At 55.7% G+C, this 26,164-nt stretch carries 19 protein-coding genes; 10 read left to right on the top strand and 9 right to left on the bottom strand.

Annotated elements, in window-relative coordinates; translation table 11 throughout:
* The first annotated feature begins 4 nt into the window (after window positions 1-4).
* From bcsZ to AC2FAP_RS19320, 5 genes are all read left to right on the top strand, one after another.
* Entirely contained in the window at window positions 5-1,111 is a 1,107-nt protein-coding gene (gene bcsZ / locus AC2FAP_RS19340) for a cellulose synthase complex periplasmic endoglucanase BcsZ (protein WP_020884485.1), read from the top strand.
* Window positions 1,093-4,575 (top strand): cellulose synthase complex outer membrane protein BcsC, encoded by a 3,483-nt coding sequence (gene bcsC, locus AC2FAP_RS19335; RefSeq protein ID WP_449541982.1) that lies wholly within the window; start codon window positions 1,093-1,095, stop codon window positions 4,573-4,575. The genes bcsZ and bcsC overlap by 19 nt, the downstream gene beginning before the upstream one ends.
* Before the next feature lie 119 nt (window positions 4,576-4,694).
* Window positions 4,695-6,701 carry a biofilm formation regulator HmsP gene (hmsP, locus tag AC2FAP_RS19330; RefSeq protein ID WP_025202803.1) on the top strand — a complete coding sequence of 669 codons (2,007 nt, stop codon included), beginning with the start codon at window positions 4,695-4,697 and terminating at the stop codon, window positions 6,699-6,701.
* A gap of 159 nt (window positions 6,702-6,860) precedes the next feature.
* On the top strand, window positions 6,861-8,147 hold the full coding sequence (locus AC2FAP_RS19325; protein WP_014172087.1) for a dicarboxylate/amino acid:cation symporter: 1,287 nt from the start codon (window positions 6,861-6,863) through the stop codon (window positions 8,145-8,147).
* A 226-nt stretch (window positions 8,148-8,373) separates the two neighbouring features.
* Window positions 8,374-9,867 (top strand): M16 family metallopeptidase, encoded by a 1,494-nt coding sequence (locus AC2FAP_RS19320; protein WP_014172086.1) that lies wholly within the window; start codon window positions 8,374-8,376, stop codon window positions 9,865-9,867.
* A gap of 43 nt (window positions 9,868-9,910) precedes the next feature.
* On the opposite strand, the gene kdgK is transcribed toward AC2FAP_RS19320, so the two are convergent.
* Window positions 9,911-10,840 (bottom strand): 2-dehydro-3-deoxygluconokinase, encoded by a 930-nt coding sequence (kdgK, locus tag AC2FAP_RS19315; RefSeq protein WP_014172085.1) that lies wholly within the window; start codon window positions 10,838-10,840, stop codon window positions 9,911-9,913.
* A 228-nt stretch (window positions 10,841-11,068) separates the two neighbouring features.
* Between kdgK and pdeH the strand changes: the two genes are divergently transcribed.
* Both pdeH and AC2FAP_RS19305 read left to right on the top strand, forming a co-directional pair.
* On the top strand, window positions 11,069-11,842 hold the full coding sequence (gene pdeH, locus AC2FAP_RS19310) for a cyclic-guanylate-specific phosphodiesterase (protein ID WP_020884490.1): 774 nt from the start codon (window positions 11,069-11,071) through the stop codon (window positions 11,840-11,842).
* Window positions 11,843-11,907: 65 nt separating this feature from the next.
* Entirely contained in the window at window positions 11,908-13,950 is a 2,043-nt protein-coding gene (locus AC2FAP_RS19305; protein WP_449541981.1) for an AsmA family protein, read from the top strand.
* Window positions 13,951-14,010: 60 nt separating this feature from the next.
* Here the strand turns inward: AC2FAP_RS19305 and AC2FAP_RS19300 are convergent, their stop codons facing one another.
* From AC2FAP_RS19300 to AC2FAP_RS19290, 3 genes are all read right to left on the bottom strand, one after another.
* On the bottom strand, window positions 14,011-15,333 hold the full coding sequence (locus AC2FAP_RS19300; RefSeq protein ID WP_309163653.1) for an MFS transporter: 1,323 nt from the start codon (window positions 15,331-15,333) through the stop codon (window positions 14,011-14,013).
* 261 nt (window positions 15,334-15,594) lie between these two features.
* Window positions 15,595-16,620 (bottom strand): inner membrane protein YhjD, encoded by a 1,026-nt coding sequence (gene yhjD, locus AC2FAP_RS19295; RefSeq protein WP_449541980.1) that lies wholly within the window; start codon window positions 16,618-16,620, stop codon window positions 15,595-15,597.
* 50 nt (window positions 16,621-16,670) lie between these two features.
* The gene (locus AC2FAP_RS19290; protein WP_449541979.1) at window positions 16,671-17,570 is read right to left on the bottom strand and encodes a LysR family transcriptional regulator; all 900 of its coding nucleotides are present in this window, start codon (window positions 17,568-17,570) and stop codon (window positions 16,671-16,673) included.
* Between the two features lie 119 nt (window positions 17,571-17,689).
* Between AC2FAP_RS19290 and AC2FAP_RS19285 the strand changes: the two genes are divergently transcribed.
* Window positions 17,690-18,448 carry an SDR family NAD(P)-dependent oxidoreductase gene (locus AC2FAP_RS19285; protein WP_044857220.1) on the top strand — a complete coding sequence of 253 codons (759 nt, stop codon included), beginning with the start codon at window positions 17,690-17,692 and terminating at the stop codon, window positions 18,446-18,448.
* A 173-nt stretch (window positions 18,449-18,621) separates the two neighbouring features.
* On the top strand, window positions 18,622-19,224 hold the full coding sequence (locus AC2FAP_RS19280; protein WP_277493204.1) for a response regulator transcription factor: 603 nt from the start codon (window positions 18,622-18,624) through the stop codon (window positions 19,222-19,224).
* Here AC2FAP_RS19280 and AC2FAP_RS19275 read toward each other — a convergent pair.
* Together AC2FAP_RS19275 and AC2FAP_RS19270 are read right to left on the bottom strand one after the other, a co-directional pair.
* Window positions 19,203-19,541, bottom strand: coding sequence for a lysozyme (locus tag AC2FAP_RS19275; protein WP_014172077.1), 339 nt, complete (start codon window positions 19,539-19,541; stop codon window positions 19,203-19,205). The genes AC2FAP_RS19280 and AC2FAP_RS19275 overlap by 22 nt on opposite strands.
* 71 nt (window positions 19,542-19,612) lie before the next feature.
* Window positions 19,613-20,152, bottom strand: a complete 540-nt coding sequence (locus AC2FAP_RS19270; RefSeq protein ID WP_449541978.1) for a GNAT family N-acetyltransferase — start codon at window positions 20,150-20,152, stop codon at window positions 19,613-19,615.
* A 148-nt stretch (window positions 20,153-20,300) separates the two neighbouring features.
* Here AC2FAP_RS19270 and AC2FAP_RS19265 point away from each other — a divergent pair, with 148 nt between their 5' ends.
* A complete protein-coding gene (locus AC2FAP_RS19265) occupies window positions 20,301-21,890 on the top strand; it encodes an STY4199 family HEPN domain-containing protein (protein WP_449541977.1) in 1,590 nt (529 codons plus the stop codon).
* Window positions 21,891-21,950: 60 nt separating this feature from the next.
* Here AC2FAP_RS19265 and AC2FAP_RS19260 read toward each other — a convergent pair whose 3' ends face one another.
* The 3 genes from AC2FAP_RS19260 to AC2FAP_RS19250 all read right to left on the bottom strand — a co-directional run bounded on the left by AC2FAP_RS19260 (window position 21,951) and on the right by AC2FAP_RS19250 (window position 26,138).
* On the bottom strand, window positions 21,951-23,600 hold the full coding sequence (locus AC2FAP_RS19260) for an alpha,alpha-trehalase (protein WP_020884498.1): 1,650 nt from the start codon (window positions 23,598-23,600) through the stop codon (window positions 21,951-21,953).
* A gap of 271 nt (window positions 23,601-23,871) precedes the next feature.
* Complete coding sequence (gene gorA, locus AC2FAP_RS19255) at window positions 23,872-25,224, bottom strand: glutathione-disulfide reductase (RefSeq protein WP_047954796.1); 1,353 nt, start codon at window positions 25,222-25,224, stop codon at window positions 23,872-23,874.
* 71 nt (window positions 25,225-25,295) lie between these two features.
* Complete coding sequence (locus AC2FAP_RS19250) at window positions 25,296-26,138, bottom strand: 23S rRNA (adenine(2030)-N(6))-methyltransferase RlmJ (RefSeq protein ID WP_020884500.1); 843 nt, start codon at window positions 26,136-26,138, stop codon at window positions 25,296-25,298.
* Window positions 26,139-26,164: the final 26 nt, after the last annotated feature.

Here is a 26,164-nt window from a genome sequence, read left to right as displayed (position 1 = left end):
GGTGATGAAAGCGTTTCGCTGGTGTGTGTTAGCAGCGTTGATGCTGGCGGCGATCCCTCTTCGCGCCGCCTGCACCTGGCCTGCCTGGGAGCAGTTTAAAAAGGATTACATCAGTGAGAGCGGGCGTGTCATTGATCCCAGCGACACGCGCAAAATCACCACGTCGGAAGGGCAAAGCTATGCGTTGTTCTTTGCCCTGGCCGCGAACGATCGCAAAGCCTTTGATCAATTGCTGACGTGGACGCGCGACAACCTGGCCGGGGGCAATCTGAACGATAATTTGCCCGCCTGGCTATGGGGTCAGAAAGACCACGACAACTGGGCGATAATCGATACCAACTCCGCCTCGGATGCCGATGTCTGGATTGCATGGTCACTGCTTGAGGCGGGCCGGCTGTGGAAACATCCGGACTATACCCGCACGGGTAAGGCGCTCCTTAAACGCATTGCCCATGAGGAAGTGGTGAAAGTACCGGGACTCGGCTCCATGCTGCTGCCCGGGAAGGTCGGTTTTGCCGAGGAGAAAGCCTGGCGCTTTAACCCCAGCTATCTTCCTCCGCAGATAGCGAGCTATTTCACGCGCTTTGGTGCCCCGTGGACGACCCTTCGTGAAACCAACCTGCGCTTGTTGCTGGAAACGGCGCCAAAGGGGTTTTCGCCGGACTGGGTGCAGTATCAGAAAAACAGAGGCTGGCATTTGCAGCAGGATAAATCGCTGGTGGGCGGCTACGACGCCATCCGCGTCTACCTCTGGGTCGGAATGATGAGTGACAAAGACGCCCAGAAAGCCCGGTTGCTTACGCGCTTCCGGCCGATGGCGACAATGACAACGAAACACGGTGTACCGCCGGAAAAAGTGGATGTGGCGAGCGGGAAGCCTGCGGGCAAGGGGCCGGTCGGCTTTTCCGCTGCGATGCTGCCTTTTTTACAGCAGCGTGATGCGCAGGCGGTACAGCGCCAGCGCGTTGCAGATAATTTTCCCGATAATAATGCCTATTACAGCTACGTACTGACTCTCTTCGGGCAAGGATGGGATCAGCATCGTTTTCGCTTCACCGCTCAAGGTGAATTAATACCGGACTGGGGCCAGGAATGCGCAACTTCACAGTAAATCTTCTCAGTTTATCGCTTGGCCTGGCGCTGATGCCGCTGGCTCAGGCCGCTAACTCCCCGCAGCAGCAACAGCTGCTGCAACAGGTGCGGCTGGGTGAATCGACGCAGCGTGAGGATTTGGTTCGTCAGTCGCTCTACCGCCTTGAGCTGATTGACCCGAACAACCCCGACGTCATTGCGGCGCGCTTTCGTTACCTGCTTCGTCAGGGTGATAACGCCGGTGCGCAAAAAGAGCTGGATCGTCTGAAAGGGATCGCGCCGGGCTCCAGTGCGTATCAGTCCTCGCGCAATACGATGCTGCTTTCTACGCCTGAAGGCCGTCAGCAGTTACAGCAGGCCCGGTTACTGGCTACAACGGGTCATACTCAGGAGGCCATTGCGGCCTATGACAAGCTTTTTGACGGTAATCCGCCGGGCGGTGACGTGGCGACGGAATACTGGAATGTTGTGGCGAAAGATCCTGCCCGCCGTAGCGTCGCCATTAACCAGCTGAAGAAAATTAACGCCAGCAGCCCGGGCAATACGCAGCTGCAGGGCACGCTGGCACAGCTGCTGTTCCAGACCGGTCGTCGCGATGAAGGCTTTGCGGTGTTGCAGGAGATGGCCAAATCCAGCAATGGTCGCAGCCAGGCATCTGATATGTGGTATGAGCAGATCAAAGATCAGCCTGTCAGCAACGCCAGCGTCAGCGCGCTGCAAAAATACCTGAGCGTCTTCAGCGACGGCGACAGCGTAGCGGCGGCGCGTACTCAACTTGATACGCAGCAAAAACAGCTCGCCGATCCAACCTTCCGTGCGAAAGCACAAGGGCTGGCGGCGGTGGATGCCGGGCAGGGCGATAAGGCGGTGGCGGATCTGCAAAAAGCGGTCAGCGCAAATCATGCCGACAGCGAAGCCGTGGGCGCGCTTGGACAGGCGTACTCTCAGAAAGGCGATCGCGCCCGTGCGGTGGCGCAGTTTGAAAAGGCGATCGCCCTCGATCCGCAGAGCGATAACCGCGGTAAATGGGACAGTTTGCTGAAAGTTAACCGCTACTGGCTGCTGATCCAGCAGGGTGATACCGCCCTGAAAGCGAACAATACGGCGCAGGCGGAACGTTATTACCAGCAGGCGCGTGCCCTCGACAATACCGACAGTTATGCGGTGCTGGGGCTGGGAGATGCTGCGGCGGCGCGTAAAGACACGGCTGCGGCAGAACGTTATTACCGTCAGGCGCTGCGTATGGACAGCGGTAACAGCAATGCCGTTCGTGGCCTTGCCAATGTTTATCGTGCGCAGTCCCCGGAAAAGGCCTCGCAGTTTATCCAGTCGCTCTCTGCCAGCCAGCGCCGAAGCATTGATGATATTGAACGCAGCCTGACCAACGAGCAGCTGTCAGCCCAGGCGGAACAGCTGGAAAATCAGGGCCAATACGCTCAGGCGGCGGAAATTCAGCGTCGTCGTCTGGCACTCTCTCCGGGCGACGTCTGGATAACCTACCGTCTGTCGCGCGATCTCTATAGCGCGGGCCAGCGCAGCCAGGCGGATAACCTGATGCGCCAGCTTGCCAGCCAGAAACCGTCCGATCCGGAACAGGTGTATGCCAGTGGGCTGTATCTCTCCGGAAACGATCAGGACCGGGCCGCGCTCACGCATCTGGAGACGCTTCCGCGCAGCCAGTGGAACGCCAATATTAAGGAGCTTGCCGACCGCCTGCAGAGTAACCAGACGCTGGAAACGGCAAACCGACTGCGCGACAGCGGCAAAGAGCAGGAGGCGGAAAACCTCCTTCGCCAGCAACCGTCCTCTACCCGTATCGACTTAACCCTTGCGGACTGGGCGCAGCAGCGTGGCGATCTGGAGGCCGCGAAAACGGCTTACAACACCGTGCTGGAGCGTGAACCGCAGAACGAAGATGCGATCCTCGGTCTGACCGAAGTGTATAGCGCCCAGGGCAACAAAGAGGCAGCCCGTGCCGCGCTGGCAAAACTGCCTGCTGCGCAAAACGGAGAGCCGCTGTCGCTCAATATGCAGCGCCGGATCGCGATGGCGCAGGCAGGCCTTGGGGATTCCGCCGCCGCAGAGCAGACGTTCAGCAAGATTATTCCTCAGGCGAAATCACAGCCTGCATCTATGGAAAACGCGCTGGTATTACGTGATGCCGCCCGTTTCCAGACGCAAAATGGTCAGCCTCAGCAGGCACTGGAAACGTATAAAGATGCGATGGTGTCGTCAGGCGTCACGACGACACGTCCGGCTGACAATGACAGCTTTACCCGCCTGACGCGTAACGACGAAAAAGACGACTGGCTGAAACGCGGCGTGCGTAGCGACGCCGGTGATTTGTACCGTCAGCAGGATGTTAACGTCACGCTGCAGCATGATTACTGGGGCTCCAGCGGCACCGGCGGCTATTCCGATCTTAAAGCGCATACCACCATGTTACAGGCGGATGCACCACTGGCGGATGGCCGTATGTTCCTGCGTAGCGATTTGGTCAATATGGATGCCGGGTCCTTTTCCACCGATAACGGTACCTACGATCCGAAATGGGGCACTTGTGCCGAAACGCCGTGTAGTGGCAACACGCATCAGTCAGCAAATGGTGCGAGTATTGCCGTGGGCTGGCAGAACAAAACCTGGGCGTGGGATATTGGTACCACGCCGATGGGCTTTGACGTTGTCGACGTGGTCGGTGGTGTAAGCTACAGCAGTGACCTGGGGCCAATCGGTTATACCGTTAATGCCCATCGTCGCCCGATCTCCAGCTCTCTGCTCGCCTTTGCCGGGCAAAAAGATACCAACACCGGCACCACCTGGGGCGGCGTGCGCGCAACCGGCGGTGGCGCGAGCATCAGTTATGACAAAGGTGAGGCGCACGGCGTCTGGTCGAGCCTGAATGCGGAAACGCTGACGGGTAAAAATGTGGAAGATAACTGGCGCGTCCGCTGGATGACCGGTTACTACTACAAGCTCATCAATAAAAACAATGAGCGTCTGACCGTCGGCGTGAGCAACATGCTCTGGCACTACGATAAAGATCTGAGTGGTTATACCCTGGGTCAGGGCGGTTATTACAGCCCGCAGGAGTATGTCTCCTTCGCGTTGCCTGTCACCTGGCGTAAACGTACCGAGAACTGGTCCTGGGAGCTGGGCGGATCGGTGTCATGGTCTCATTCTAAAACTAACGACGTGATGCGCTACCCCATTCAGGGACTGATTCCGACCGATGAGCCCGGTCGCTACACCGACAGAGGCGAAATGGAAACCGGCAGCAGCTCCTCAGGCACGGGTTATACCGCACGGGCCATTATCGAGCGCCGGGTCACGTCCAACTGGTTTGTGGGCCTCGGTGTGGATATTCAGGAAGCAAAAGATTATACCCCAAGCCACGCACTGCTTTATGTACGCTACTCTGCTGCAGGCTGGCAGGGCGATATGGACTTACCGCCGCAGCCGCTGATCCCTTATGCGGACTGGTAATCGGATTTAACTTAATCCATTTGTAAGTCTCTCTTAAAAGTACAGCAATCGGGTATACTCAGGCGCACCAGGTTTACACCCTGGTGCGCCCTGCGCTTCGAGTTTTGTGGAGAGTCATTTTGCGTGTCAGCCGTTCCTTAACTATCAAACAGATGGCGATGGTTTCTGCCGTCACAATGCTGTTTGTACTCCTTTTTTGCGTAATTTTGCTGTTTCATTCCGTACAGCAGAATCGCTATAACACGGCTTCGCAATTAGAAAGTATTGCCCGCTCAGTGCGTGGCCCGCTCTCTGCCTCTATTTTGAAAGGGGATATTCCCGAAGCGGAAACCATTTTAAAACGCATTCAGCCTGCCGGTGTCGTGAGCCGCGCAGACGTGGTGTTACCCAATCAGTTTCAGGCGCTGCGGATGAGTTTTATCCCCGAGCGACCGGTTCCCATGATGGTGATGCGACTGTTTGAACTGCCGGTGCAGATTTCGCTGCCGGTCTATTCGCTTGAGCGTCCCGCGAATCCACAGCCGTTGGCCTACCTTGTTCTGCAGGCAGACTCGTACCGCATGTACAAGTTCGTCATGAGCTGGGTTGTCACGTTAGTGACCACTTGCTTACTTATGACGCTTATTCTGAGCGTGGCGCTGACCTGGTGTATTAACCGTCTGATTGTGCATCCGCTACGCCGGATTGCCCGGGAGTTGAACACGCTTTCACCGCAGGACCAGGTGGGGCATCAGCTTCCGCTGCCGCGTCTTCATCATGATGACGAGATTGGTATGCTGGTACGCAGCTATAACCTCAACCAGCAGCGGATGCAGCGCCAGCAGGATGAGCTGAACAGCAGCGCCACGCGCTTCCCGGTGTCGGAGCTGCCCAATAAAGCCTTCCTGATGGCGATGCTGGAACAGACTGTTGCCCGCCAGCAAACTACCGCGCTGATGGTGATCGCCTGTGAAACCCTGCAGGACACCGCCGGCGTGCTCAAAGAGAACCAGCGTGAAATGCTGCTCCTGACGCTGGTGGAGAAAGTGAAGTCCGTGCTGGCCCCGCGCATGGTGCTGACCCAGGTCAGCGGGTATGACCTGGTGGTAATTGCCAACGGCGTGAAAGAGCCGTGGCATGCGATCACGTTAGGTCAGCAAGTACTCACTGTCATTAATGAGCGGCTGCCCATTCAGGGCATCCAGCTTCGTCCAAGCGCCAGTATCGGTATTGCGATGTACTACGGTGACTTAACGGCGGAACAGCTTTACCGTCGTGCTTTCTCGGCGGCGTTTACCGCCCGGCGCAAAGGGAAAAATCAGATCCAGTTCTTCGACCCGGAACAGATGGAAAGGGCGCAGCAGCGCCTGACGGAAGAGAGCGACATTTTGACCGCGCTGGATAACCGTCAGTTTGCCCTCTGGCTCCAGCCGCAGGTGAATTTGCTGACGGGCGAGGTGATCAGCGCGGAAGCGCTGCTGCGCGTGCAGCAGCCGGATGGTTCATGGGAATTGCCGGAAGGGCTCATTGAGCGCATCGAATCCTGTGGCCTGATGGTCACCGTCGGTTACTGGGTGCTGGAGGAGTCGTGCCGACAGCTTGCTGCCTGGCAGGAACGAGGCGTGACGCTCCCGCTGTCGGTCAACTTGTCCGCCCTGCAGCTGATGCATCCGACCATGGTGTCTGAGATGCTGGAGCTGATCCATCGTTACCGGATCAAGCCTGATACGCTGACGCTGGAAGTCACGGAAAGCCGGCGTATTGACGATCCTAATGAGGCGGTCGCGATTCTGAAACCGCTGCGTAATGCCGGTATACGCATCGCGCTGGACGATTTCGGTATGGGTTATGCCGGGCTGCGTCAGCTCCAGCATATGAAAACCCTGCCGGTGGATGTGCTGAAAATCGACAAAGCCTTTGTTGAAGGGTTGCCGGAAGACAGCAGCATGGTCCAGGCCATTATCCAGCTGGCCCGCAGCCTGAAACTGCAGCTGATTGCCGAAGGGATTGAGACAGACGCGCAGCGCACCTGGCTGGCTGAAGCGGGCGTGGAGGGCGGACAGGGCTTCCTGTTTGCACCGGCTGTTCCGTCGGATGTCTTTGAACAACGCTACCTTTCCGGTGGGGACAATAGCGCAAACGTGTAATTTTGTTGCTGGCTTGTGCGAGCCAGCTCAAAGTTCTTAACATTTGTGTTTCAAATTTGAACTGGGTTTATTTCTGTCCTGTTATACGGGTGTTATTTTAAAGCCGCAGGTTAACCATAACCTTACAAAGCCTGTGGTTTTTCTTCCCAAGGACACCGTATGAAAACCTCACTCTTCAAAAGTCTCTATTTTCAGGTCCTGACAGCCATCGCAATCGGTATTTTGCTTGGTCACTATTACCCTGAACTTGGCGCACAAATGAAACCGCTTGGCGACGCATTCGTTAAGCTCATCAAAATGGTCATCGCCCCGGTGATCTTCTGTACCGTCGTGACGGGCATCGCTGGCATGGAAAGCATGAAGGCGGTAGGCCGTACCGGTGCAGTGGCGCTTCTCTATTTCGAAGTGGTCAGTACCCTTGCGCTGATTATTGGTCTTATCATCGTAAACGTGGTGCAGCCCGGCGCGGGGATGAACGTTGACCCGTCGACGCTGGATGCCAAAGCAGTCGCGGTGTATGCCGATCAGGCGAAAGACCAGGGGGTAGTGGCCTTCCTGCTGGACGTTATCCCAGGCAGCGTCATCGGTGCATTCGCCAGCGGTAACATTCTGCAGGTGCTGCTGTTTGCCGTCATGTTTGGCTTTGCCCTGCACCGTCTGGGCAACAAAGGCCAGCTGATCTTTAACGTCATTGAAAGCTTCTCGCAGGTCATCTTCGGCATCATCAATATGATCATGCGCCTGGCGCCCATTGGGGCCTTCGGTGCGATGGCATTCACCATCGGTAAGTACGGCGTGGGTACCCTGGTGCAGCTGGGCCAGCTCATCATCTGCTTCTATATCACCTGTATTCTGTTCGTGGTGGTGGTGCTGGGCTCAATCGCCCGCGCGGCAGGGTTCAGCATTTTCAAATTTATCCGTTATATCCGCGAAGAGCTGCTGATTGTTCTGGGGACCTCTTCATCAGAATCGGCCCTGCCGCGCATGCTCGATAAGATGGAAAAGCTGGGCTGCCGTAAATCGGTGGTGGGGCTGGTCATCCCGACGGGCTACTCCTTCAACCTTGATGGCACCTCGATATACCTGACAATGGCGGCCGTGTTTATCGCTCAGGCGACCAACAGCCATATGGACATTTTCCATCAGGTTACCCTGCTGGTGGTGCTCCTGCTCTCGTCTAAAGGGGCCGCAGGTGTCACTGGCAGTGGCTTTATCGTGCTGGCGGCCACCATTTCCGCGGTCGGACACCTGCCGGTGGCGGGGCTGGCGCTGATTCTCGGTATTGACCGCTTTATGTCTGAAGCCCGTGCCTTAACCAACCTCGTAGGTAACGGTGTGGCAACGGTAGTCGTGGCAAAATGGGTGAAAGAGCTGGATCACAAAAAGCTCGACGATACGTTAAATAATCGCCAGTCAGACAGCAAAACTCCTGGTTTATCCTCTTAATATTGTCACAAATGCCCGCATTCCCTTGTCGGGATGCGGGCTCCTGCGCATAATAACTGTTCGTACCTGTCATAATTCGACAAGATTTTTTTTGGGTATATTTCACTTCTGACCGTGACGTTTTGTAGAACACGCGGTCTAATCGACGTGTTTTCATCGTCATCTTTTAGAGTGAAACGCGTCGCGAGACACTCTCTTTAACCAGGAATGTTGATCAGGGGTTCACATGCAGGGCACAAAAATTCGACTCTTAACCGGCGGTTTGCTGATGATGGCAGCAGCCAGTTATGTGCAGGCAGATGCGCTCCAGCCAGACCCGGCCTGGCAACAAGGGACACTAGCGAACGGTTTTCAGTGGCAGGTTTTAGCCACCCCACAACGTCCAAGTGATCGTGTTGAAATCCGTCTGTCTGTTAATACCGGCTCCCTCACGGAAAGCACTCAGCAAACCGGTTTTAGCCATTTTATTCCCCGACTGGCGCTCACGCAGAGCGGCAGTTTGCAAGCAGTTCAGGTGCGTTCGCTCTGGCAACAGGCCATTGATCCGAAACGCCCGCTTCCGCCGGCAGTGGTCTCGTATGACTACACCATGTTCAACCTGAGCCTGCCAAATAACCGTAACGACCTGCTCAAAGAAGCCCTTACGTATCTCGCCGATGCGTCGGGCAATCTGGCGATTACGCCGGAAACCGTTAACTATGCGCTGAGCAACAGTGACATGGTTGCCACCTGGCCTGTGGACACCAAAGAGGGCTGGTGGCGTTACCGCCTGAAGGGTTCAACGCTGCTTGGGCATGACCCGGCCGAGCCGCTGAAACAGCCGGTGGACGCTGAGCAGGTAAAATCGTTCTACCAGAAATGGTACACCCCGGACGCGATGACGCTTATCGTGGTGGGGAATGTGGACAGCCGTGCGGTGGTGGAGCAGATCAACAAAGCGTTTGGCGAACTGAAAGGCAAACGCGAAACACCGGCCCCTGTCCCAACGCTCTCTCCACTGCGTGCAGAGCCTGTCAGCATTATGACGGATACCGTTCGTCAGGACCGCCTCTCCGTCATGTGGGATAACGCCTGGCAGCCAATTCGTGAGTCAGCGGCGCTGCTGCGCTACTGGCGTGCCGATCTGGCACGTGAAGCGCTGTTCTGGCACGTTCAGCAGACGCTCAGCAAGAATAACGTGAAGAATATCGGTCTCGGCTTTGACTGCCGCGTGCTGTTCCAGCGTGCACAGTGTGCCATTAACGTTGAATCGCCGGGCGATAAGCTGAATGCGAATCTGGGCGTGGTGGCAAAAGAGCTGGCAAAAGTGCGCAAAGAGGGCCTGTCGGAAGAAGAGTTCAATGCACTGGTCGCGCAGAAAAAACTTGAGCTGCAGAAGCTGTTTGCAACGTATGCCCGCGCCGATACCGACATTCTGATCAGCCAGCGTATTCGCTCACTGCAGAATCAGGTGGTGGATATCGCGCCGGAGCAGTACCAGAAGCTTCGTCAGGACTTCCTGGAGGGGTTGACCGTCGATATGTTGAATCAGGACTTACGTCAGCAGCTGTCGCAGGAAATGGCGTTGATTCTTCTGCAGCCGAAAGGCGAGCCGGAATATGACATGAAGGAACTTCAGTCGACCTGGAATACCATTATGGCCTCCGCGCCGCAGCCATCGCAGGCTGCTACGGCAGATGATTTGCACCAGGACGCAACGGATATCCCGCAGGGGCAGTAATGCCCCTCATCCAGAACCCTCTCCCTGTCGGAGAGGGTTTTTTTTACTGTGGCATTGCCTCACGCGGAATAATTGCCCCGCGATACTGGATCACGGTGCTCGCCGTCAGGTGTCCACGCTGGGCTGCCGCTTCAGGCGTCCCGCCCGTCAGACGCACCGCCAGATAGCCCGCACTGAATGAATCACCCGCCGCCGTCGTATCAATCACTTTCTCTTTCGGCAACGTCACCGCAGGAACGTCGATGACGGCTTCACCTGGGATGGCGACCAGACATGAATCAGCCCCGCGCTTAATCACCACTTCACTTACGCCGGCGGCCTGCGTACGCGCAATCACCTCATCAACGGGTTTCTCACCCCACAGCGCATCTTCATCATCGAGCGTCAGAAAGGCGATATCGGTGCATTGCAGTATCTGCTGATAAACCTGCTGCGTCTCTTCACGGCTGGCCCACAGGCGCGGGCGGTAGTTATTATCGAAAATAACCTTGCCGCCATTGGCGCGGCATTCACGCAGTAACGACAGCAGCTTTTCACGGCTGGCTGAGCTTAAAATAGCCAGGCTAATCCCGCTCAGATAAAGATAATCAAAGGTGGCTAACGCTTCGCAGATGGCTGCCGCAGCGTCGCTCTCCAGCCAGAATTTGGCCGCGGCTTCGTTACGCCAGTAGTAGAAGGTCCGCTCGCCGGTATCGTCGGTTTCAATGTAGTAAAGCCCCGGCAGGCGGTTTTCCATACGCTGTATCAGCGAGGTGTCCACCTGCTCACTCTGCCAGGCTTCCAGCATTTGCTGGCTGAAACTGTCCGTCCCCAGGGCGGTGACGTAGTTCACGGTAAGGGCCTCTGGGGCAACCTGACGGGCAATATAAACGGAGGTGTTTAACGTATCGCCACCAAAACCGCGGCTGACTTCCGCGCCTTTTTGTGACAGCTCAATCATGCATTCGCCAATCACGGCAATTTTCTTGGTCATAGTCGTGAACCTGAACAGAGTAATTTTCGGTAGTGTGCGCTGAGTGAATTATGCGGTCAACTATATTAAAACGACGTTCCATTATTTTATTTGAGCCAGCGCGTGTTCCTGTTAATTTCTGCCCGCTTAATTTCATTTTCCGGGTGAATTGAACATAAAGTTCTCAATTGCCGGGCCGATAACCCTTTGACGAGTCCAGAAAGGCCATCCAACAACAGGACATCTGAAATGAAGTCAGAGCAGGTTATCCAGCGGCTGAGCACTACGCCTGAGGCAAGTATTGAGAACTTGCAGGAGCATCGCTACTGGCTGCAATGTGAGCGTGCGTACACCTATCAGCCGATCTACCGAACGGACGGTCGACTGATGGCTATTGAAATTTTGACCGTCGTGACGCACCCGTCAAACCCCTCACAGCGTATCGCACCGGACCGCTATTTTGCCGAAGTTGCCGTGCGCCAGCGCCTGGATGTGCTGGAAGAACAGCTCCGTATGCTGGCAACCAAACAGGCCTTTTTCGAACAGCACGCCATCCTCGCCTCGGTCAACGTCGATGGACCCACCCTGCTGGCGCTGCGCCAGAACGCGAAATTACAGGAGCTGATCGCCTCCTTACCGTGGATGCGCTTTGAGCTGGTGGAGCATGTTCGTCTGCCACAGGACTCATCATTTGCCTCGATGTGCGAATTCGGCCCGCTGTGGCTGGATGACTTTGGCACCGGGATGGCGAACTTCTCTGCCCTCAGCGAAGTGCGTTACGACTACATTAAAGTGGCCCGCGACCTGTTCATTATGCTGCGCCAGACCCCGGAAGGGCGGAATCTGTTTACGCTGTTATTACAGCTGATGAACCGCTACTGCCAGGGCGTGATAGTGGAAGGTGTGGAAACGCTGGAAGAGTGGCGTGATGTGCAAAATTCTCCCGCGGCGGCGGCACAAGGCTATTTCCTCTCTCGTCCGGTCCCAATGGATACCCTCGATTCCGTGATAACGATCCTCTGATCTGCCCGCTTCCCTTTGTCTGAACTATAGTTTTACAGGTAAGGTCATCAGGAAAGGGGATAACAATGACAAAAACAACCAGGGTAATCTCCTGGACAGCAGGGATTTTATTGTTGTTGATCGTGGTCGCCGTCGTCATTATCGCGACGTTTGACTGGAACCGCCTTAAGCCGACCATCAACCAGAAAGTCTCCACCGAACTCAATCGCCCCTTCGCCATACGCGGCGATCTCGGGGTGGTGTGGGAACGCCAGAAAGAGGAGACCGGCTGGCGAAGCTGGATCCCCTGGCCGCATGTCCACGCCGACGACATCATTCTCGGCAACCCGCCGGATATTCCTGACGTGACTATGGTGCATCTGCCCCGCGTAGAAGCCACGCTGGCCCCGTTAGCGCTACTGACCAAAACGGTTTACCTGCCGTGGATCAAGCTTCAGCAGCCCGATGCGCGCCTGATCCGCCTTTCCGAAAAGAACAACAACTGGACATTTGATCTCGCCAGCAGCGACGAAAAAGATCCCAATGCGCAACCCTCATCATGGTCATTCCGTCTCGACAATATTCTCTTCGATCGCGGGCGGATCGCCATCGACGACAAAGTTAGCAAGGCTGATATTGAGATCCTGGTCGATCCGTTGGGCAAACCGCTGCCGTTTAGCGAAGTGACCGGTGCAAAAGCGAAGGGCGATAATGCCAAAGCCGGGGATTATGTTTTCGGCCTGAAGACCGAAGGGCGCTACAAAGGGCAGCCCCTGACCGGCACTGGCAAAATTGGCGGCATGCTGGCGCTTCGAAGCGACTCGACGCCATTTCCTGTGCAGGCGGATTTCCGCTCCGGGAACACGCGGGTGGCCTTCACCGGGACCGTCAACGACCCTATGAACATGGGGGGTGTTGATCTGCGGCTGAAATTTGCCGGTGATTCGCTGGGTGAACTGTATGAACTCACTGGCGTCCTGCTGCCAGATACGCCACCGTTTGAGACGGACGGACATCTGGTGGCAAAAATCGACACGGAAAAATCGTCGGTATTTGATTATCGCGATTTCAATGGCCGTATTGGCGACAGCGATATCCATGGCTCGTTGACCTACACCACCGGAAAATCGCGTCCGAAACTGGAAGGCGATGTGGAGTCTCGCCAGCTGCGGCTGGCCGATTTGGGGCCGCTGATCGGGATTGATTCCGGTAAAGGCACGAAATCGAAAGAGGTGAAGAAAGATCGCCAGCCGGCGGGGAAAGTCCTGCCTTACGATCGCTTTGAGACCGATAAGTGGGACGTAATGGATGCGGATGTTCGCTTTAGAGGGGGCAAAATCGAACATGGCAGTACGCTGCCGATCAGCAATCTTTCGACCCATATCCTGCTTAAAAATGCCGATTTACGCCTGCAGCCGCTGAAGTTTGGCATGGCGGGTGGGACCCTCTCATCGAACATTCACCTCGAAGGCGATAAAAAGCCGATGCAGGGGCGTGCCGATATTAAGGCCCGCCGGCTCAAACTGAAAGAGCTGATGCCGAACGTGGAATTGATGCAGAAAACCCTGGGTGAAATGAACGGCGATGCGGATATCCGCGGCGTGGGGAATTCCGTGGCTGCACTGCTCGGGAGCAGTAACGGTAACCTGAAGCTTCTGATGAACGACGGGCTGGTGAGCCGCAACCTGATGGAGATCCTTGGGCTGAACGTCGGGAACTACGTCATCGGGCAAATCTTCGGTGATGATGAGGTGCGGGTGAACTGTGCGGCGGCCAACCTGGATCTGGTCAACGGCGTGGCGCGCCCGCAAATTTTTGCCTTCGATACAGAGAACGCGGTCATCAACGTGACCGGCACCGCCAGTATGGCCTCCGAGCAGCTTGATTTAACCATCGATCCGGAAAGTAAGGGGATTCGTATCATCACCCTGCGTTCGCCGCTCTACGTGCGTGGGACCTTTAAAAATCCGCAGGCGGGTGTGAAACCCGGTCCGCTGATTGCGCGCGGCGCGGTGGCGGCAGCACTCGCGACGCTGGTTACGCCAGCGGCGGCGCTGTTGGCGTTAATTTCGCCGTCAGAAGGGGATGCGAATCAGTGCCGGAACATTTTGTCGCAGATGAAAAAATAACGTGCGGCTTTCGGGACCTTTACCCTCTCCCTGGGGGAGAGGGTATCAGGCCGCGGTGAATTACAGAGACTGGTGCTTCGTCTCGTGGGTCAGCAGCAGGGCAATCAGCGTCAACGCTGCCATGGCGGCCAGGTAAACGCCCACGTAGAACAGGCCATAATTTGCCTGCAGCCAGGTGGCGATATAAGGCGCAACGGACGCACCCAGAATAGAGGCAACGTTATAGGAGAACGACGCGCCGGTATAACGCACTTCCGTCGGGAACAGCTCTGGCAGCAGCGCGCCCATCGGGCCGAAGGTCAGGCCCATCAGGCTCAGACCAATGAGCAGGTACGCCATGACCAGCGCAGGGCTACCTGAACCCAGTAGCGGCGGGAAGACGAACAGGGCAAACAGAATGATCAGCGTGGTGATAACAATCATGCTTGAGCGACGACCAAACTTATCCGCCAGCAGGCCGGCAATCGGCACCATGACGCCAAACCCAATGACCGCCATCATCAACATCCACAGCACTTCGTTACGCGGCAGGCCGAGCCCAACCGGCGCGGCGGCGGTGCTGAACGTCATTGAATAGACCGTCATGATATAGAACAGCGTGTAGGTCGCGAGCATGATAAATGTGCCCAGTACCGTCACGCGGACGTGTTTAGTCAGCAGCGTACCCAGCGGCACTTTTACCTGTTTTTTCTCGGCGGCAACTTTAGCGAAAACCGGCGTTTCGTGAAGTGACACGCGGACATACAGGCCAATCAGTACCAGCACGGCGGAGAAGACGAACGGAATACGCCAGCCCCAGCTCATGAACTGTTCGTCCGTCAGCAGCCAGGAGAGCAGCAGGAAAGTCCCGTTCGCAAAGAAGAAGCCAATCGGTGCACCAAGCTGCGGGAATGAACCGTACAGCGCGCGTTTGCGTGCCGGTGCGTTCTCCGTGGCCAGCAGCGCCGCACCACCCCATTCACCGCCCAGCCCCAGACCCTGACCAAAACGCGCCAGCGCCAGCAGCATCGGGGCCAGAATACCAATGGTTTCGTAGGTAGGCAGCAAGCCGATAGCGACGGTGGAGATCCCCATCGTCAGCAGCGAGGCTACCAGCGTGACCTTACGGCCGATGCGATCGCCGAAGTGTCCGAACAGGGCAGAGCCAATCGGACGCGCAACAAACGCGATCGCAAAGGTAGCCAGAGACTGCAGCGTGGCTGCCGTCGGGTCACCCTGCGGGAAGAAAATATGCGGGAAGACAATGACCGCTGCGGTGGCATAAATGTAAAAGTCGAAGAACTCAATGGCGGTGCCAATCAGCGAGGCGACGACAACTTTGTTTCGCGAGTTAACCGGCGCGGTTTCCGCACCGGAGTCGAGTGTTGTGGCTGTTGCTTGCATAATATTTTCTTATTTTTAGTCGGACGAAAGGCCATATTACGCACAGCAAAAGCGACATTTCAATCTGTAACAAAGCCGCGCGCTGGTGATAAAAGCAACAAAAAGCGGATAATGTTCAGGCCAGACAAAACACTTCCATGAAATGCTTCACAGTTTTCAAATATCAGCTGATAAAACTGGTTTTTGGTTAAATAAAAGTTACGGACTGGATTTATATGCTGAAATGATGAATCGGGCTGAAGTTTCAGCCCGGGAGAGGCGTTATCGGTGTGTTTTACCCGGCATACGCGGGTCGTCTTTGTACTCGGCGGTGGCAATCCACGCCGCGCAGAACAAGGTCAGGCGGGCGAAGAAGTAGAAGAACGCCATCAGCCCCAGCACCGAGCCAAACGCCGCGCCAGAAGGGGATTTCACCAGCGATGGCAGAGTGTAAGTCATCACAATTTTGATCACTTCAAAGCCTATCGCCGCAATCAATGTGCCGCGGATCAGCGCCTTCTTACGCGGACGATGGCGGGGCAAGCGCCAGAAGATCCAGAAGAACAGCAGATAGTTGGCGAAGATGGAAATAGCCAGTCCAATGCCGCGCCACGCGGGCTTCAGCCACTCGATGTAATCCAGATAGAGCGCAGAGATAATCATCTGCTGCGCCGAACCGGCGACAGAGGTGATGGAGAGCGTCACAATCAGCGCGACGAGCAGGCCAATCAGCGAAACAAAGTCGCGAAGATACTTAACCCAGATTTTCTCCTGGTCCTGAGGCTTACGCTCCCACACCTCGCGCGACTGGGCACGAATGGCCTCGCGGAGGTTGCCCATCCAGTTAATCCCAGAGTAAAGGGCAATCAACAGACCGACGATACCGACCGTCGTACGTTGCTGTACGGCGGTATTAATGGTGTTTTTGAGCGTGGTGGCGAGGGTCGGATCACTGACGTTATTCAGGATTTTATTGAAGATATCCTGCAGCAGCGTTGGGTGTGACGCGAGCACAAAACCGGCTGCGGCAAAAGACACCATCAGGATCGGGATCATCGATAAAAAAGAGAAATAGGTGATGGCAGCCCCAAACTGGTTACCCATGCGGTCATTAAACCGCTCTGTCGCGCGTATCAGGTGCGCAATCATGGGGAACTGCTGTATCCGCTCTGCCAGGCTGGTGACAGTCCCCAGCGCTTTGCTGGCGGTGCCTGCCATTTTTACTTCTTCGGGCCCGGTTTCCATCTTCTGGATGGGTTCGTAATCTAAATGTTGGGTAGGTCGTTGCGGGTTGTTTTCCGGCGTCACGCGACTTTTCCTTTTCGTTTGGCTGGATGTTATTGAATTATAGCTTGCGACTAATCCACGTAAGCTTTTGTGAGTGCAGTCAGCCACTCCATAAACAGATGTACCCGACGGGAGAGGTTGCGCCGGTGGGGATAAATCAGCGATACCGGCATCGGTTCCGCCCGGTACTGCGGGAGAACTTCAATCAACTTCCTGGTGCGCAGAGCGTCACGCACGCCAACGCGCGGCACCTGGATAATACCCAGTCCGGCGATGCACGCCGCCTGATACGTTTCTGTGCTGTTGACGGTCAAAACCCCGCCCGTCTTCACCCACTGCGTCGTCGTGCCGTTATAAAATTCAAAGCCCTGGGGACGTGTTCCCAGCGTGGCGGCATAGTGAATGACGGCGTGTGAACCCAAATCTTCCAGCGTGTCCGGATAGCCAAAACGCGTGACATAATCCGGGCTGGCGCAGTTAATCACCGACAGCTTGCCCAGCGGGCGGGCGATAAGTCCCGAGTCTTTGAGCGCGCCGACGCGTACCACACAATCAAACCCTTCACGAATAACATCCACCAGGCGATCGCTGCTGCTAAGTTCCAGCTCGATGCCCGGATATTGCTGCAGAAAAGCAGGCAGTTTGGGGATGACTAAATTTCGAGCAACGCTGACGGGCATATCCACGCGTAACCGACCGCTGATGGTGGAGGGGTCATGCTGGAACATACCGTCCAGTTCATCCAGGTTTGTCAGAAGATCTTTTGCCCGCTCGTAATACACCATGCCGTCCTGCGTCAGGCTTACGCGACGCGTGGTTCGGTGCAATAGCTGGGTTCCCAGTCGGTTTTCCAGCGCCTGAATTTGCCGCGAAACACTGCCTTTCGGCAGCGTCAGTGACTCCGCCGCCCGGGAAAAACTCTCCAGTTCCGCGACACGAACAAACAGCTGCATTGCGTGAATTTTATCCATAGACGAAGCTCATTGTTGTTGCAATTGAAACAGTGAAGCGCTCTGCGACATCTTTATTGATCTTCTATCACCTAATAAGCTCTTTCTCAATCTCCACAACAGTCAAAACGAGGTTTCTTATGTCTGAACGTATTGCATTAGTCACAGGTGGTAGCCGTGGTCTGGGTAAAAACGCGGCGTTGAAGCTCGCAGCAGACGGAACGGGAATTATCCTGACCTATAACCGAAGCCAACAGGACGCGCTGGATGTTGTGCGCGAAATTCAGCAAAAAGGCGTTAACGCGGCAGCATTGCAGCTCAACGTCGGAGATGTTGCCAGTTTCGACCTTTTTGCCGCTCAGCTTCAGGAAATCCTTAAGACCGTATGGCAGCGTGAAACCTTTGATTATTTATTAAACAACGCCGGGACGGGCTTGTACGCGCCCTATGCCGAGACAACGGAAGCCCAGTTTGATGAGGCGCTGAATATCCATTTCAAAGGGCCTTTTTTCCTGACGCAGCGTTTGCTTCCCTTGCTGAACGACGGTGGGCGGATCCTGAACGTCTCCAGCGGGCTGGCCCGTTTTACGCAACCCGGTTCCGGCACCTATGCAGCAATGAAAGGGGCGATGGAAGTGCTGACCCGCTACCAGGCGAAAGAGCTGGGCGCGCGCGGTATCTCCGTCAATATCATTGCTCCCGGTGCGATAGAAACCGACTTTGGCGGCGGACGCGTGCGTGACAACGCGCAGCTTAATCAGATGCTGGCATCGCAGACGGCGCTCGGGCGCGTAGGGCTGCCGGATGATATCGGTGATGCCATTGCGGCACTGCTCAGCGATAAACTGGGCTGGATGAATGCGCAACGTATTGAAGTGTCAGGCGGTATGTTCCTGTGATGCCTTCGCTTAAGGGGAAGGAAACTCTTAAGGAAATCCTCAAATTGAATGTGTCCAGATACTGGGAGATATAAATAACACTGGTGGATTTGTAACGTCTCCGTTCATTGAGTTTTTTCTTAAATAATGCCTCTGTAGAATCTCCCTTCGCGACTCTCAGAGGGAGAAAAACGATGCGGGTAATTATGTTTGACAGGCAGTCCCTGTTTATTCACGGAGCGATACACAGTCTTCAGAAATTAATTCCGGAAATAAATATTACGGGAAGCTGTCAGGCAGAAGATTTATGGGCGCAAATTTCAGCGTCACCCACGGCTATCGTCATGATTGACGGGAATTTAATTGAGGATGAGGGGATCGCCTGGCTGGAAGCGATCATGCAGCGTTTTCCGTCGATACGCGTGGTAATGGTTCTGGCTAAAAAAGAGGCCCGATGGGTTGAGCAATTGCTGCAGCGAAACGTGATGGCCATTATTCCCCGCAATGCGCACCCGGAGCGCTTTTCCGCAGTGCTGGATTCGGTCTCCCGAGGAATGGTGTGCTTCCCCGGTGAGTGGGTGAGGCAACCGTCGGCGCCGCAGGCGTTATTATCCTTAAGCGAACGCCAGCGCGAAGTCCTGAAATTACTGGCGGCGGGGGAGTCCAACAAAGAGATCGGGCGCAATCTCAACATCAGCGCCGCCACGGTGAAAGCGCACCTGGAAGCGCTTTTCCGCCGCCTGGAGGTGAAAAACAGAACCCAGGCCGCGATGTACTATACCCGGGCGACGGCCTGAAGAATTGCGGTCGGGAGTGAGGTCGTCTCACCGAAACTGAGCATCATTAACACCAGCGCGTCGTGCTGCTGTTGGGTTAACGGGCGTTTAAATTTTTCCCGCAGCAGCGTTTCGCACAGCTGAATATCATCGTGAAGTAAATATTCAGCCTGTAGCGGCGTGATAAGACGCTGAAAACATTCGCCCTGGCGAATAACATGGCCATAGCCAATAACCCATAAACCGTTTTCATCACGATATTTCTCCAGAGAAAGCCCCTGGTGTTTTTTTATTAACGCAATGGCGGCAGAAGATATCTTCAGCGCATGACCTTTCATATTCGTTTCCTCTTAATGGCAATATTGTAGAGGAAACGACACACGCGAAATATCCGCCAAATGGCTATAGATCAGAAATGATTGCTGAGATATTCCTGCTTCAATAAACCGAACAGCCAGTCATTATGCCATTGTCCGCCAAGGTAATAACTCTCGCGTAACTCGCCTTCCAGACGAAAGCCCGTTTTTTCCAGCAGGCGTCTGGAGGCGATATTCCCCGCCGTGACGGTGGCGGTGAGGCGGCGTATGCCGCCCTGATGAAAGGCGTAACCGCACAGCGCCTGCAGCGATTCGAAGCCGTAGCCTTTCCCCTGGGCCGCAGGTGCAAAAAGAAAACCCACTTCCGCGCAATCGTCATCGCGATGAATATAACCGGTGACGCCGAGCGGTACGCCGGAGGTGGCGTCACGCACAACGAGGCAAAGCCAGTGCGCGCTGCCCGGCGTCCAGGGCGTCAGACGAGATTCGAACGCCTCGCGGATCGCCTCCACGGGGCGATCTTCCGCGACAAAACGCATCACCTCGGGGTCGTGCTGCAACGCCAGGAAAAAGGGCCAGTCATGGTCTTGCAGCGGTGAACAGATAAGACGCGATGTCGTTAAGACAGGCATTCAGATTCTCCTGAAACATTTAAAATGATTTTCGTGGTGTCACTTTATTTCAACAGAAAGTCAGGTATGGTTAACCTCGTATAAATAAAAAGAAAAACGGCCATTACGGGCCCATTCTGGTTGTCTTCGTTGTCGCTTAAGGAAAACAATGACTCTCAGCACAGCACACCCTATCCGCGAACAGTTCGAACACTGTCTGGCGGTTATTCGCCAGGCCTCGGTTGAAATTTTACTTCTCCTGAATGTACATGTTTCTGAGGGAAAAGATCCACGCTGGTTTCTGGAACAACTGGACAGCGCGCGTTTAGGCCTGGGGGGCTGGAATGCGGTTGCGAAGACGCTCAATTTGAATGACGCGGAGATGTCCGAATTCACGCTACAATTGCGTCTGCTTCAGCAGCGTGTTCCTCAGTACGAAAGCGGTCAGGATGTCAGTGAAAACCAGCTGATTGCTGCGATGCGGTTTGTGACCACCCTGGAGCACCTTCGTTTGCAGCAGCCTCTTCTGACCTACAGCACCGAAGTGGAGCCAGGCAGTGAACTCCAGCAACAACAGGCGCACAAGCAGGTGCGTACAATTGAGTTGATGATAAAAGGGCTCATCCAGCAGGCCTGGCCCGATCAGGTGCGGCTGAATAACCATCTTAAAACCCTGTTTAACGCGGACCGCGTGCGGCGCTGGCTGAAGCTTGGTGACATCAATGATGTACTGAGCGGCATGATGTTCAGTGAGCTGGCACAGATGCTGGTGGATAAAAAAGAGTTCAGCCGCTACTACGCCTCGCTGTTTAGCGATCCGTCAATGCTCACGCTGATGGTGGAACCGCGGAAAACCCTGCAAACCTTCCTCGATGATATTCGGCAAATCCGTAACAATATTACCGTGCAGAAGGCGTTAAGTTCGGCGCAAATCCAGCTGCTGGATAACTACTACACGCAGATCACCCGACCGGTTCAACGTGCTTTTGAAGAGGGGAGAACCCGCGTCAACCCGGCCGGACTGATGGCGGTGGATGCCAGCGAGCTGCATGCTTTCTGGGAAAAGGCGCAGAAAATGGATCGTGTGACCGGCGGGGATCTCTTTGAGGTTCGTGACACGATTGAAAAACCGACCCAGCGCGCACCGCGCACGCCAGAACAGCGTGAGCAGCTTATTTCCGGCGCGTTATGGGGGGCGGTTGGCGTGATGGTGATTGCCATTGTGGCGGGCGGCTTCTGGCTGGTAACCAGCAGTAAACCCCAGCCTGCAGCCGGGAACGTTGCAGAAACGGCCCAGCCTCAGGAGATGCGCGAAACCCCGTCCTCGCGCGAGACGCTGTCGCGCATGGGCGTGACCTGGGACGAGAATAATTTCCGCTCGGCGATTAACCGCAATGATACCCGGGTGGCACTGCTGTTTTTGCAGGGAGGGATGGACTGGAAGCTCTCCTGGACGGAAGAGGCGATGTCGGCTGACTATGACGACGTTCTGGAGCTGATGTTGCGCTACCGACAGAACATGGTGGAACAGAAGCCGTGCCGGCGCTTTATCAACACGCTCAGCCATGCCATGTCGAATGGCGAGTCCCTGACGTCAATGCGTAAACAGTATCTGAAGGCGTTTTGCACCGTGCCTGCCGTGGTGAAGCGCCAGCAGCATGATCTGGATTTGGCGACGCGTCGGGCACAATCACAGCCGGATGCCACCACAAAAAAATGGCAGTCCATCCAGACCGCCATTTATGAAGTGATTCGTTAATCCTGTCTTCTCCCTCTCCCGGCAGGAGAGGGATGGATACGGGCATCAGACCGCAGAAGGTCACGGCTCCCCATACAACCCTATCAACCGCCGTACCACGCCGTTAGTCCAGCCGAAGCCATCCTGCAGCGGGTACTCACCCCCGCCCCCTTCGCGCGGCGTACTGCTGGCGATGTGATATTTCTCAATCAGCTTATGGTGGGCTTTATAGAAATGATTCACCGTCTGCAGCCAGCTCCAGGCAATCTCATCGCCCAGCGAGTCATTGCCGTACTGTTTGAAGCCCTGAATCGCCATCCACTGCAGCGGCGCCCAGCCGTTGGGTTTATCCCACTGCTCGCCGGTCTCGTACTCGGTGGCCAGAATCCCGCCCGGCGTCAGCAGACGTGCTTTTACCGCATCAGACAAGCGTTCAGCCTGCTCGTGGGTCGCCATGCCAACGTACAGCGGCACAATGCTCGCCGCTGAGAACAGCGCCATGACCTCGCGGCGCCAGTCGTAGTCACGGTAACAGCCATTCTCGTCATCCCACAGATACCGGTTCACCGCGGCGCGGCGATCGCTGGCTTTCTGGCGGAACAGTTCCGCGGTCTCTTTATCCCCTTTCGATGCCGAAATATTGGCGATCGCGCTTTCCAGCTTGAACAGGAACGCGTTCAAATCGATAGGGATAAACTGCGTGGTGCGGATGCTGGCAAGTCGGCCAGGCTCCCGCAGCCAGCGCGAGGAGTAATCCCAGCCGGAGGCCGCACCTGCGCGCAAATCGCGATAAACCTCATTCGGCGGACGGCCAGAGTGACGGGCGGTTTCCACATCCTCAATCCATGATTCATCACGCGGCGTGTCACGGTCGTCCCAGTAGCGGTTTAACAGCGAGCCATCCGGCATACGCACCGCACTGCGATAGGCCTGATTAAGCAGCAGCGATTCCGCCCCGTCCATCCAGAAGGCATGCTCCATTTTGAGGTGTTCAAGGTAGCGCTTTGCACCGCGCACACCATCCTCTTCAAACAGCTCCACCATCAGGGCAAATACCGGCGGCTGGGAGCGGCTGAGATAATAGGTACGGTTACCGTTCGGGATATGGCCGTAGCGTTCAATCAACCACGCGAAGTTATCCGCCATACATTTCAGCAGATCGTTACGTCCGCTCTCTGCCAGACCCAGCATAGAGAAGTAGGAATCCCAGTAATAGGTCTCACTAAAACGCCCGCCGGGCACGATATAGGCCTGCGGCAGCGCCAGCAGAGAAGACCAGGGGATGTGGTCCTGCGGCTCGCGCGTCAGCACGGGCCACAGGCTGTCAATGTGCTCTTTTAGCGACAGGCCGGGGTCGGAGACATATTCCGTGGTATAGGTCTCTGGCAGCCAGAAGTGGTTCTCCACGAACCGGCGCAGGTCGAAATCCCGGTGGCGCCTGACCTTGCGATAGCGGATCAGAATATCCAGAGGATCCATCTTCGGGGCACAGTCGGGGAAGGTTTTGCTGTCCGCAAACAGCCGTGTCGACTGCACGTGCTCGAACAGTTCCAGATAGCGATCGGCGGGCGTCAGAGCATCAGAGGCGGGTAGCCCCTCAATCATTTCGGGTTCCGGCTCCGCCTCAATCATTTCATCCAGTTTTAACTCGCAGGGATCGGTCTCGTAGCGCAGCTCTTCTGCAATCTCGAACTCGATGTTCTCGGCAGCCTGTAGTTTCTGGTTGAACATGGCGATAAGGACCTCCGGTTGTGTGTTCAAAATAACAGTTTTTTCCGGGCGTCTTATAAGCGTAGACATTCGCTTCGGTGTTGGCTGAGGGAAATGTGCGGTTGATCACGTTTTTAAACGCGGGGTATTTGCGGAGTTAAAACAGTAATTGCCTGAAAAATAAAGGCTAAAAGGGATTTTGAGAAAGATTTATGGGGCAAATAATTCAGAGCATTCGTTGTGCAACGATTTATGTCTGAAACAAACGCCCCTCCGCAGAGGGGCATTTTGCTTAACGCATGGTGACAAATTCTTCGGCCGCTGTCGGGTGGATCGCAACGGTGTTATCGAAGTCTTTCTTGGTGGCACCCATTTTCAACGCCACGGCGAAGCCCTGCAGGATCTCGTCCATGCCAAAGCCAATGCCGTGGATACCGACAATCTTCTCTTCCGGACCCACGCAGACCAGCTTCATGCGGCATGGCTGACGGTGAGAGGTGACGGCGGTATACATCGCGGTGAACGCGGATTTATACACTTTCACCTGGTCGTCGCCATACTGCTCGCGCGCCTGAGGTTCTGTTAAGCCCACTGTGCCGATTGGCGGGTGGCTGAAGACCACGGTCGGAATGTTACTGTAGTCCAGATGCTCTTCCGGTTTGTTGTTAAACAGACGCTCAGAGAGGCGACGGCCCGCGGCAACCGCAACCGGCGTCAGTTCGACCGCACCGGTGTTATCGCCCACCGCGTAAATGCCCGGAACGCTGGTGTTCTGGAATTTATCGACAACGATATACCCTTTCTCATCGGTTTTAACGCCCGTCGCCGCCAGGTTGAAGTTGTCGTTAGCCGGTTCACGACCAATCGCCCAGATCAGGCAATCCACGGTCTGGCTACGGCCATCTTCCAGCTCAAGCGTCAGGCTACCGTCTGCATTTTTCACGACCGCTTTTGGCACGGCGTGGGTGTGCAGCGTTGGGCCTTCGGTATTCATCACTTCGACCAGCGTATCGACGATCAGCGGGTCAAAGTTGCGCAGCGGCGCGTGTTTACGCACGAACAGGTGCGTTTCTGCGCCCAGGCCATTAATCACACCGGCCAGTTCTACGGCGATGTATCCCGCGCCCACCACGGCAACACGTTCTGGCAGAGCAGGCAGCTCGAAGAAACCGTCGGAGTCGATACCGTATTCCACACCGGGAATATCCGGGTGGCTCGGACGCCCGCCGGTCGCGATCAGGATGTGATCGGCAGTGATCGTCTCACCGTTAACGTCGATCGTCTTCGCATCAATAAAGCGCGCAAAACCATGAATAACATCGACGTTGTTCTTGCCCAGCACATTGTCGTACGAGGTATGAATACGGTCGATATAGGCTGTACGGCTGGCGATCAGCTTGTTCCAGTCAAAGTTATTGATGGTGGTGTCAAAGCCGTAATCCGGACCATACATATGGATTGCTTCACGGATTTGGGCCGCATGCCACATCACTTTCTTCGGTACACAACCCACGTTGACGCAGGTGCCGCCCAGCGCTTTGGCTTCGATCAGCGCACATTTCTGGCCATACATGGCCGCGCGGTTGATGGAGGCGATGCCGCCGCTGCCGCCGCCGATTGCGATGTAGTCATAATGCTTAGTCATAGCTTTTATCCTTAATCGTGAATTGCCGCGATTGTATACCTGAAATCAATAGTTTCCACCGATGACTGCGATTACTCCGGCACGATCCAACTGACGGTGGCATGGCCCGTTCCGGCCGGCACCAGCGTCTTGTGCAGCCACGGCAGCACGTTGTTCATCTGCGCTTCGAGCTTCCATGGCGGGTTGATCACAATCATGCCGGAAGCGGTCATGCCGCGCTGGTCGCTGTCCGGGCGCACGGCCAGTTCAATTTGCAGAATTTTGCGGATACCGGTCGCTTCCAGGTCTTTGATCATGCGTTTAATTTGCGCACGCAGCACCACCGGATACCACAGGGCATAGGTGCCCGTCGCAAAGCGTTTGTAGCCGTCGTTAATACCGCTCACTACCGCCTGATAATCGGTTTTGATCTCATAAGGCGGGTCGATCAGCACCAGACCGCGACGGGATACCGGCGGCAGTTTGGCCTTCAGCTGCTGGTAGCCATCCGCCTTTTCCACACGGGCGCGGCTGTCTTTCTGGAATTCAGAACGCAGCAGCGGGAAGTCGCTTGGGTGCAGCTCGGTCAGCTGAAGGCTGTCCTGCTCGCGCAGCAGCTGGCGGGCAATCAACGGCGAGCCAGGGTAGTAGCGCAGCTGGCCGTTGCGGTTAAAATGATTCACCACACCAATGTAGGGCTCCAGCTCTGCCGGCAGGTCGTCCTGCTGCCAGATGCGGGCGATCCCTTCCAGGTATTCCCCGGTGCGTTCGGCATGTTCGCCGCTCAGCTGATAACGTCCCGCGCCCGCGTGGGTGTCCAGATAGAGAAACGGTTTATCTTTCTCTTTGAGTGATTCAATGATCAGGCTCTGAACGGTGTGTTTAAGGACGTCGGCGTGGTTGCCTGCGTGAAAGCTGTGGCGATAACTGAGCATGAATGAATGTGTTCCAGGTAGTAAAC

The organism is Enterobacter cloacae complex sp. 394I7 (assembly GCF_057320345.1).
The sequence above is the reverse complement of the archived record's forward strand: the minus strand, read 5'-3'. Positions and strand labels throughout refer to the sequence as shown.

Excerpts from the sequence above, each read along its gene's own strand:
- bcsZ (WP_020884485.1), top strand. The coding sequence starts at position 5 with ATGAAAGCGTTTCGCTGGTGTGTGTTAGCAGCGTTGATGCTGGCGGCG.
- AC2FAP_RS19250 (WP_020884500.1), bottom strand. The coding sequence starts at position 26,138 with ATGCTCAGTTATCGCCACAGCTTTCACGCAGGCAACCACGCCGACGTC.
- pdeH (WP_020884490.1), top strand. The coding sequence starts at position 11,069 with ATGAAGTCAGAGCAGGTTATCCAGCGGCTGAGCACTACGCCTGAGGCA.
- AC2FAP_RS19325 (WP_014172087.1), top strand. The coding sequence starts at position 6,861 with ATGAAAACCTCACTCTTCAAAAGTCTCTATTTTCAGGTCCTGACAGCC.
- AC2FAP_RS19285 (WP_044857220.1), top strand. The coding sequence starts at position 17,690 with ATGTCTGAACGTATTGCATTAGTCACAGGTGGTAGCCGTGGTCTGGGT.
- AC2FAP_RS19320 (WP_014172086.1), top strand. The coding sequence starts at position 8,374 with ATGCAGGGCACAAAAATTCGACTCTTAACCGGCGGTTTGCTGATGATG.
- bcsC (WP_449541982.1), top strand. The coding sequence starts at position 1,093 with ATGCGCAACTTCACAGTAAATCTTCTCAGTTTATCGCTTGGCCTGGCG.
- AC2FAP_RS19260 (WP_020884498.1), bottom strand. The coding sequence starts at position 23,600 with ATGTTCAACCAGAAACTACAGGCTGCCGAGAACATCGAGTTCGAGATT.
- AC2FAP_RS19280 (WP_277493204.1), top strand. The coding sequence starts at position 18,622 with ATGCGGGTAATTATGTTTGACAGGCAGTCCCTGTTTATTCACGGAGCG.
- gorA (WP_047954796.1), bottom strand. The coding sequence starts at position 25,224 with ATGACTAAGCATTATGACTACATCGCAATCGGCGGCGGCAGCGGCGGC.
- AC2FAP_RS19300 (WP_309163653.1), bottom strand. The coding sequence starts at position 15,333 with ATGCAAGCAACAGCCACAACACTCGACTCCGGTGCGGAAACCGCGCCG.
- AC2FAP_RS19270 (WP_449541978.1), bottom strand. The coding sequence starts at position 20,152 with ATGCCTGTCTTAACGACATCGCGTCTTATCTGTTCACCGCTGCAAGAC.
- kdgK (WP_014172085.1), bottom strand. The coding sequence starts at position 10,840 with ATGACCAAGAAAATTGCCGTGATTGGCGAATGCATGATTGAGCTGTCA.
- AC2FAP_RS19265 (WP_449541977.1), top strand. The coding sequence starts at position 20,301 with ATGACTCTCAGCACAGCACACCCTATCCGCGAACAGTTCGAACACTGT.
- AC2FAP_RS19290 (WP_449541979.1), bottom strand. The coding sequence starts at position 17,570 with ATGGATAAAATTCACGCAATGCAGCTGTTTGTTCGTGTCGCGGAACTG.
- AC2FAP_RS19275 (WP_014172077.1), bottom strand. The coding sequence starts at position 19,541 with ATGAAAGGTCATGCGCTGAAGATATCTTCTGCCGCCATTGCGTTAATA.
- AC2FAP_RS19305 (WP_449541981.1), top strand. The coding sequence starts at position 11,908 with ATGACAAAAACAACCAGGGTAATCTCCTGGACAGCAGGGATTTTATTG.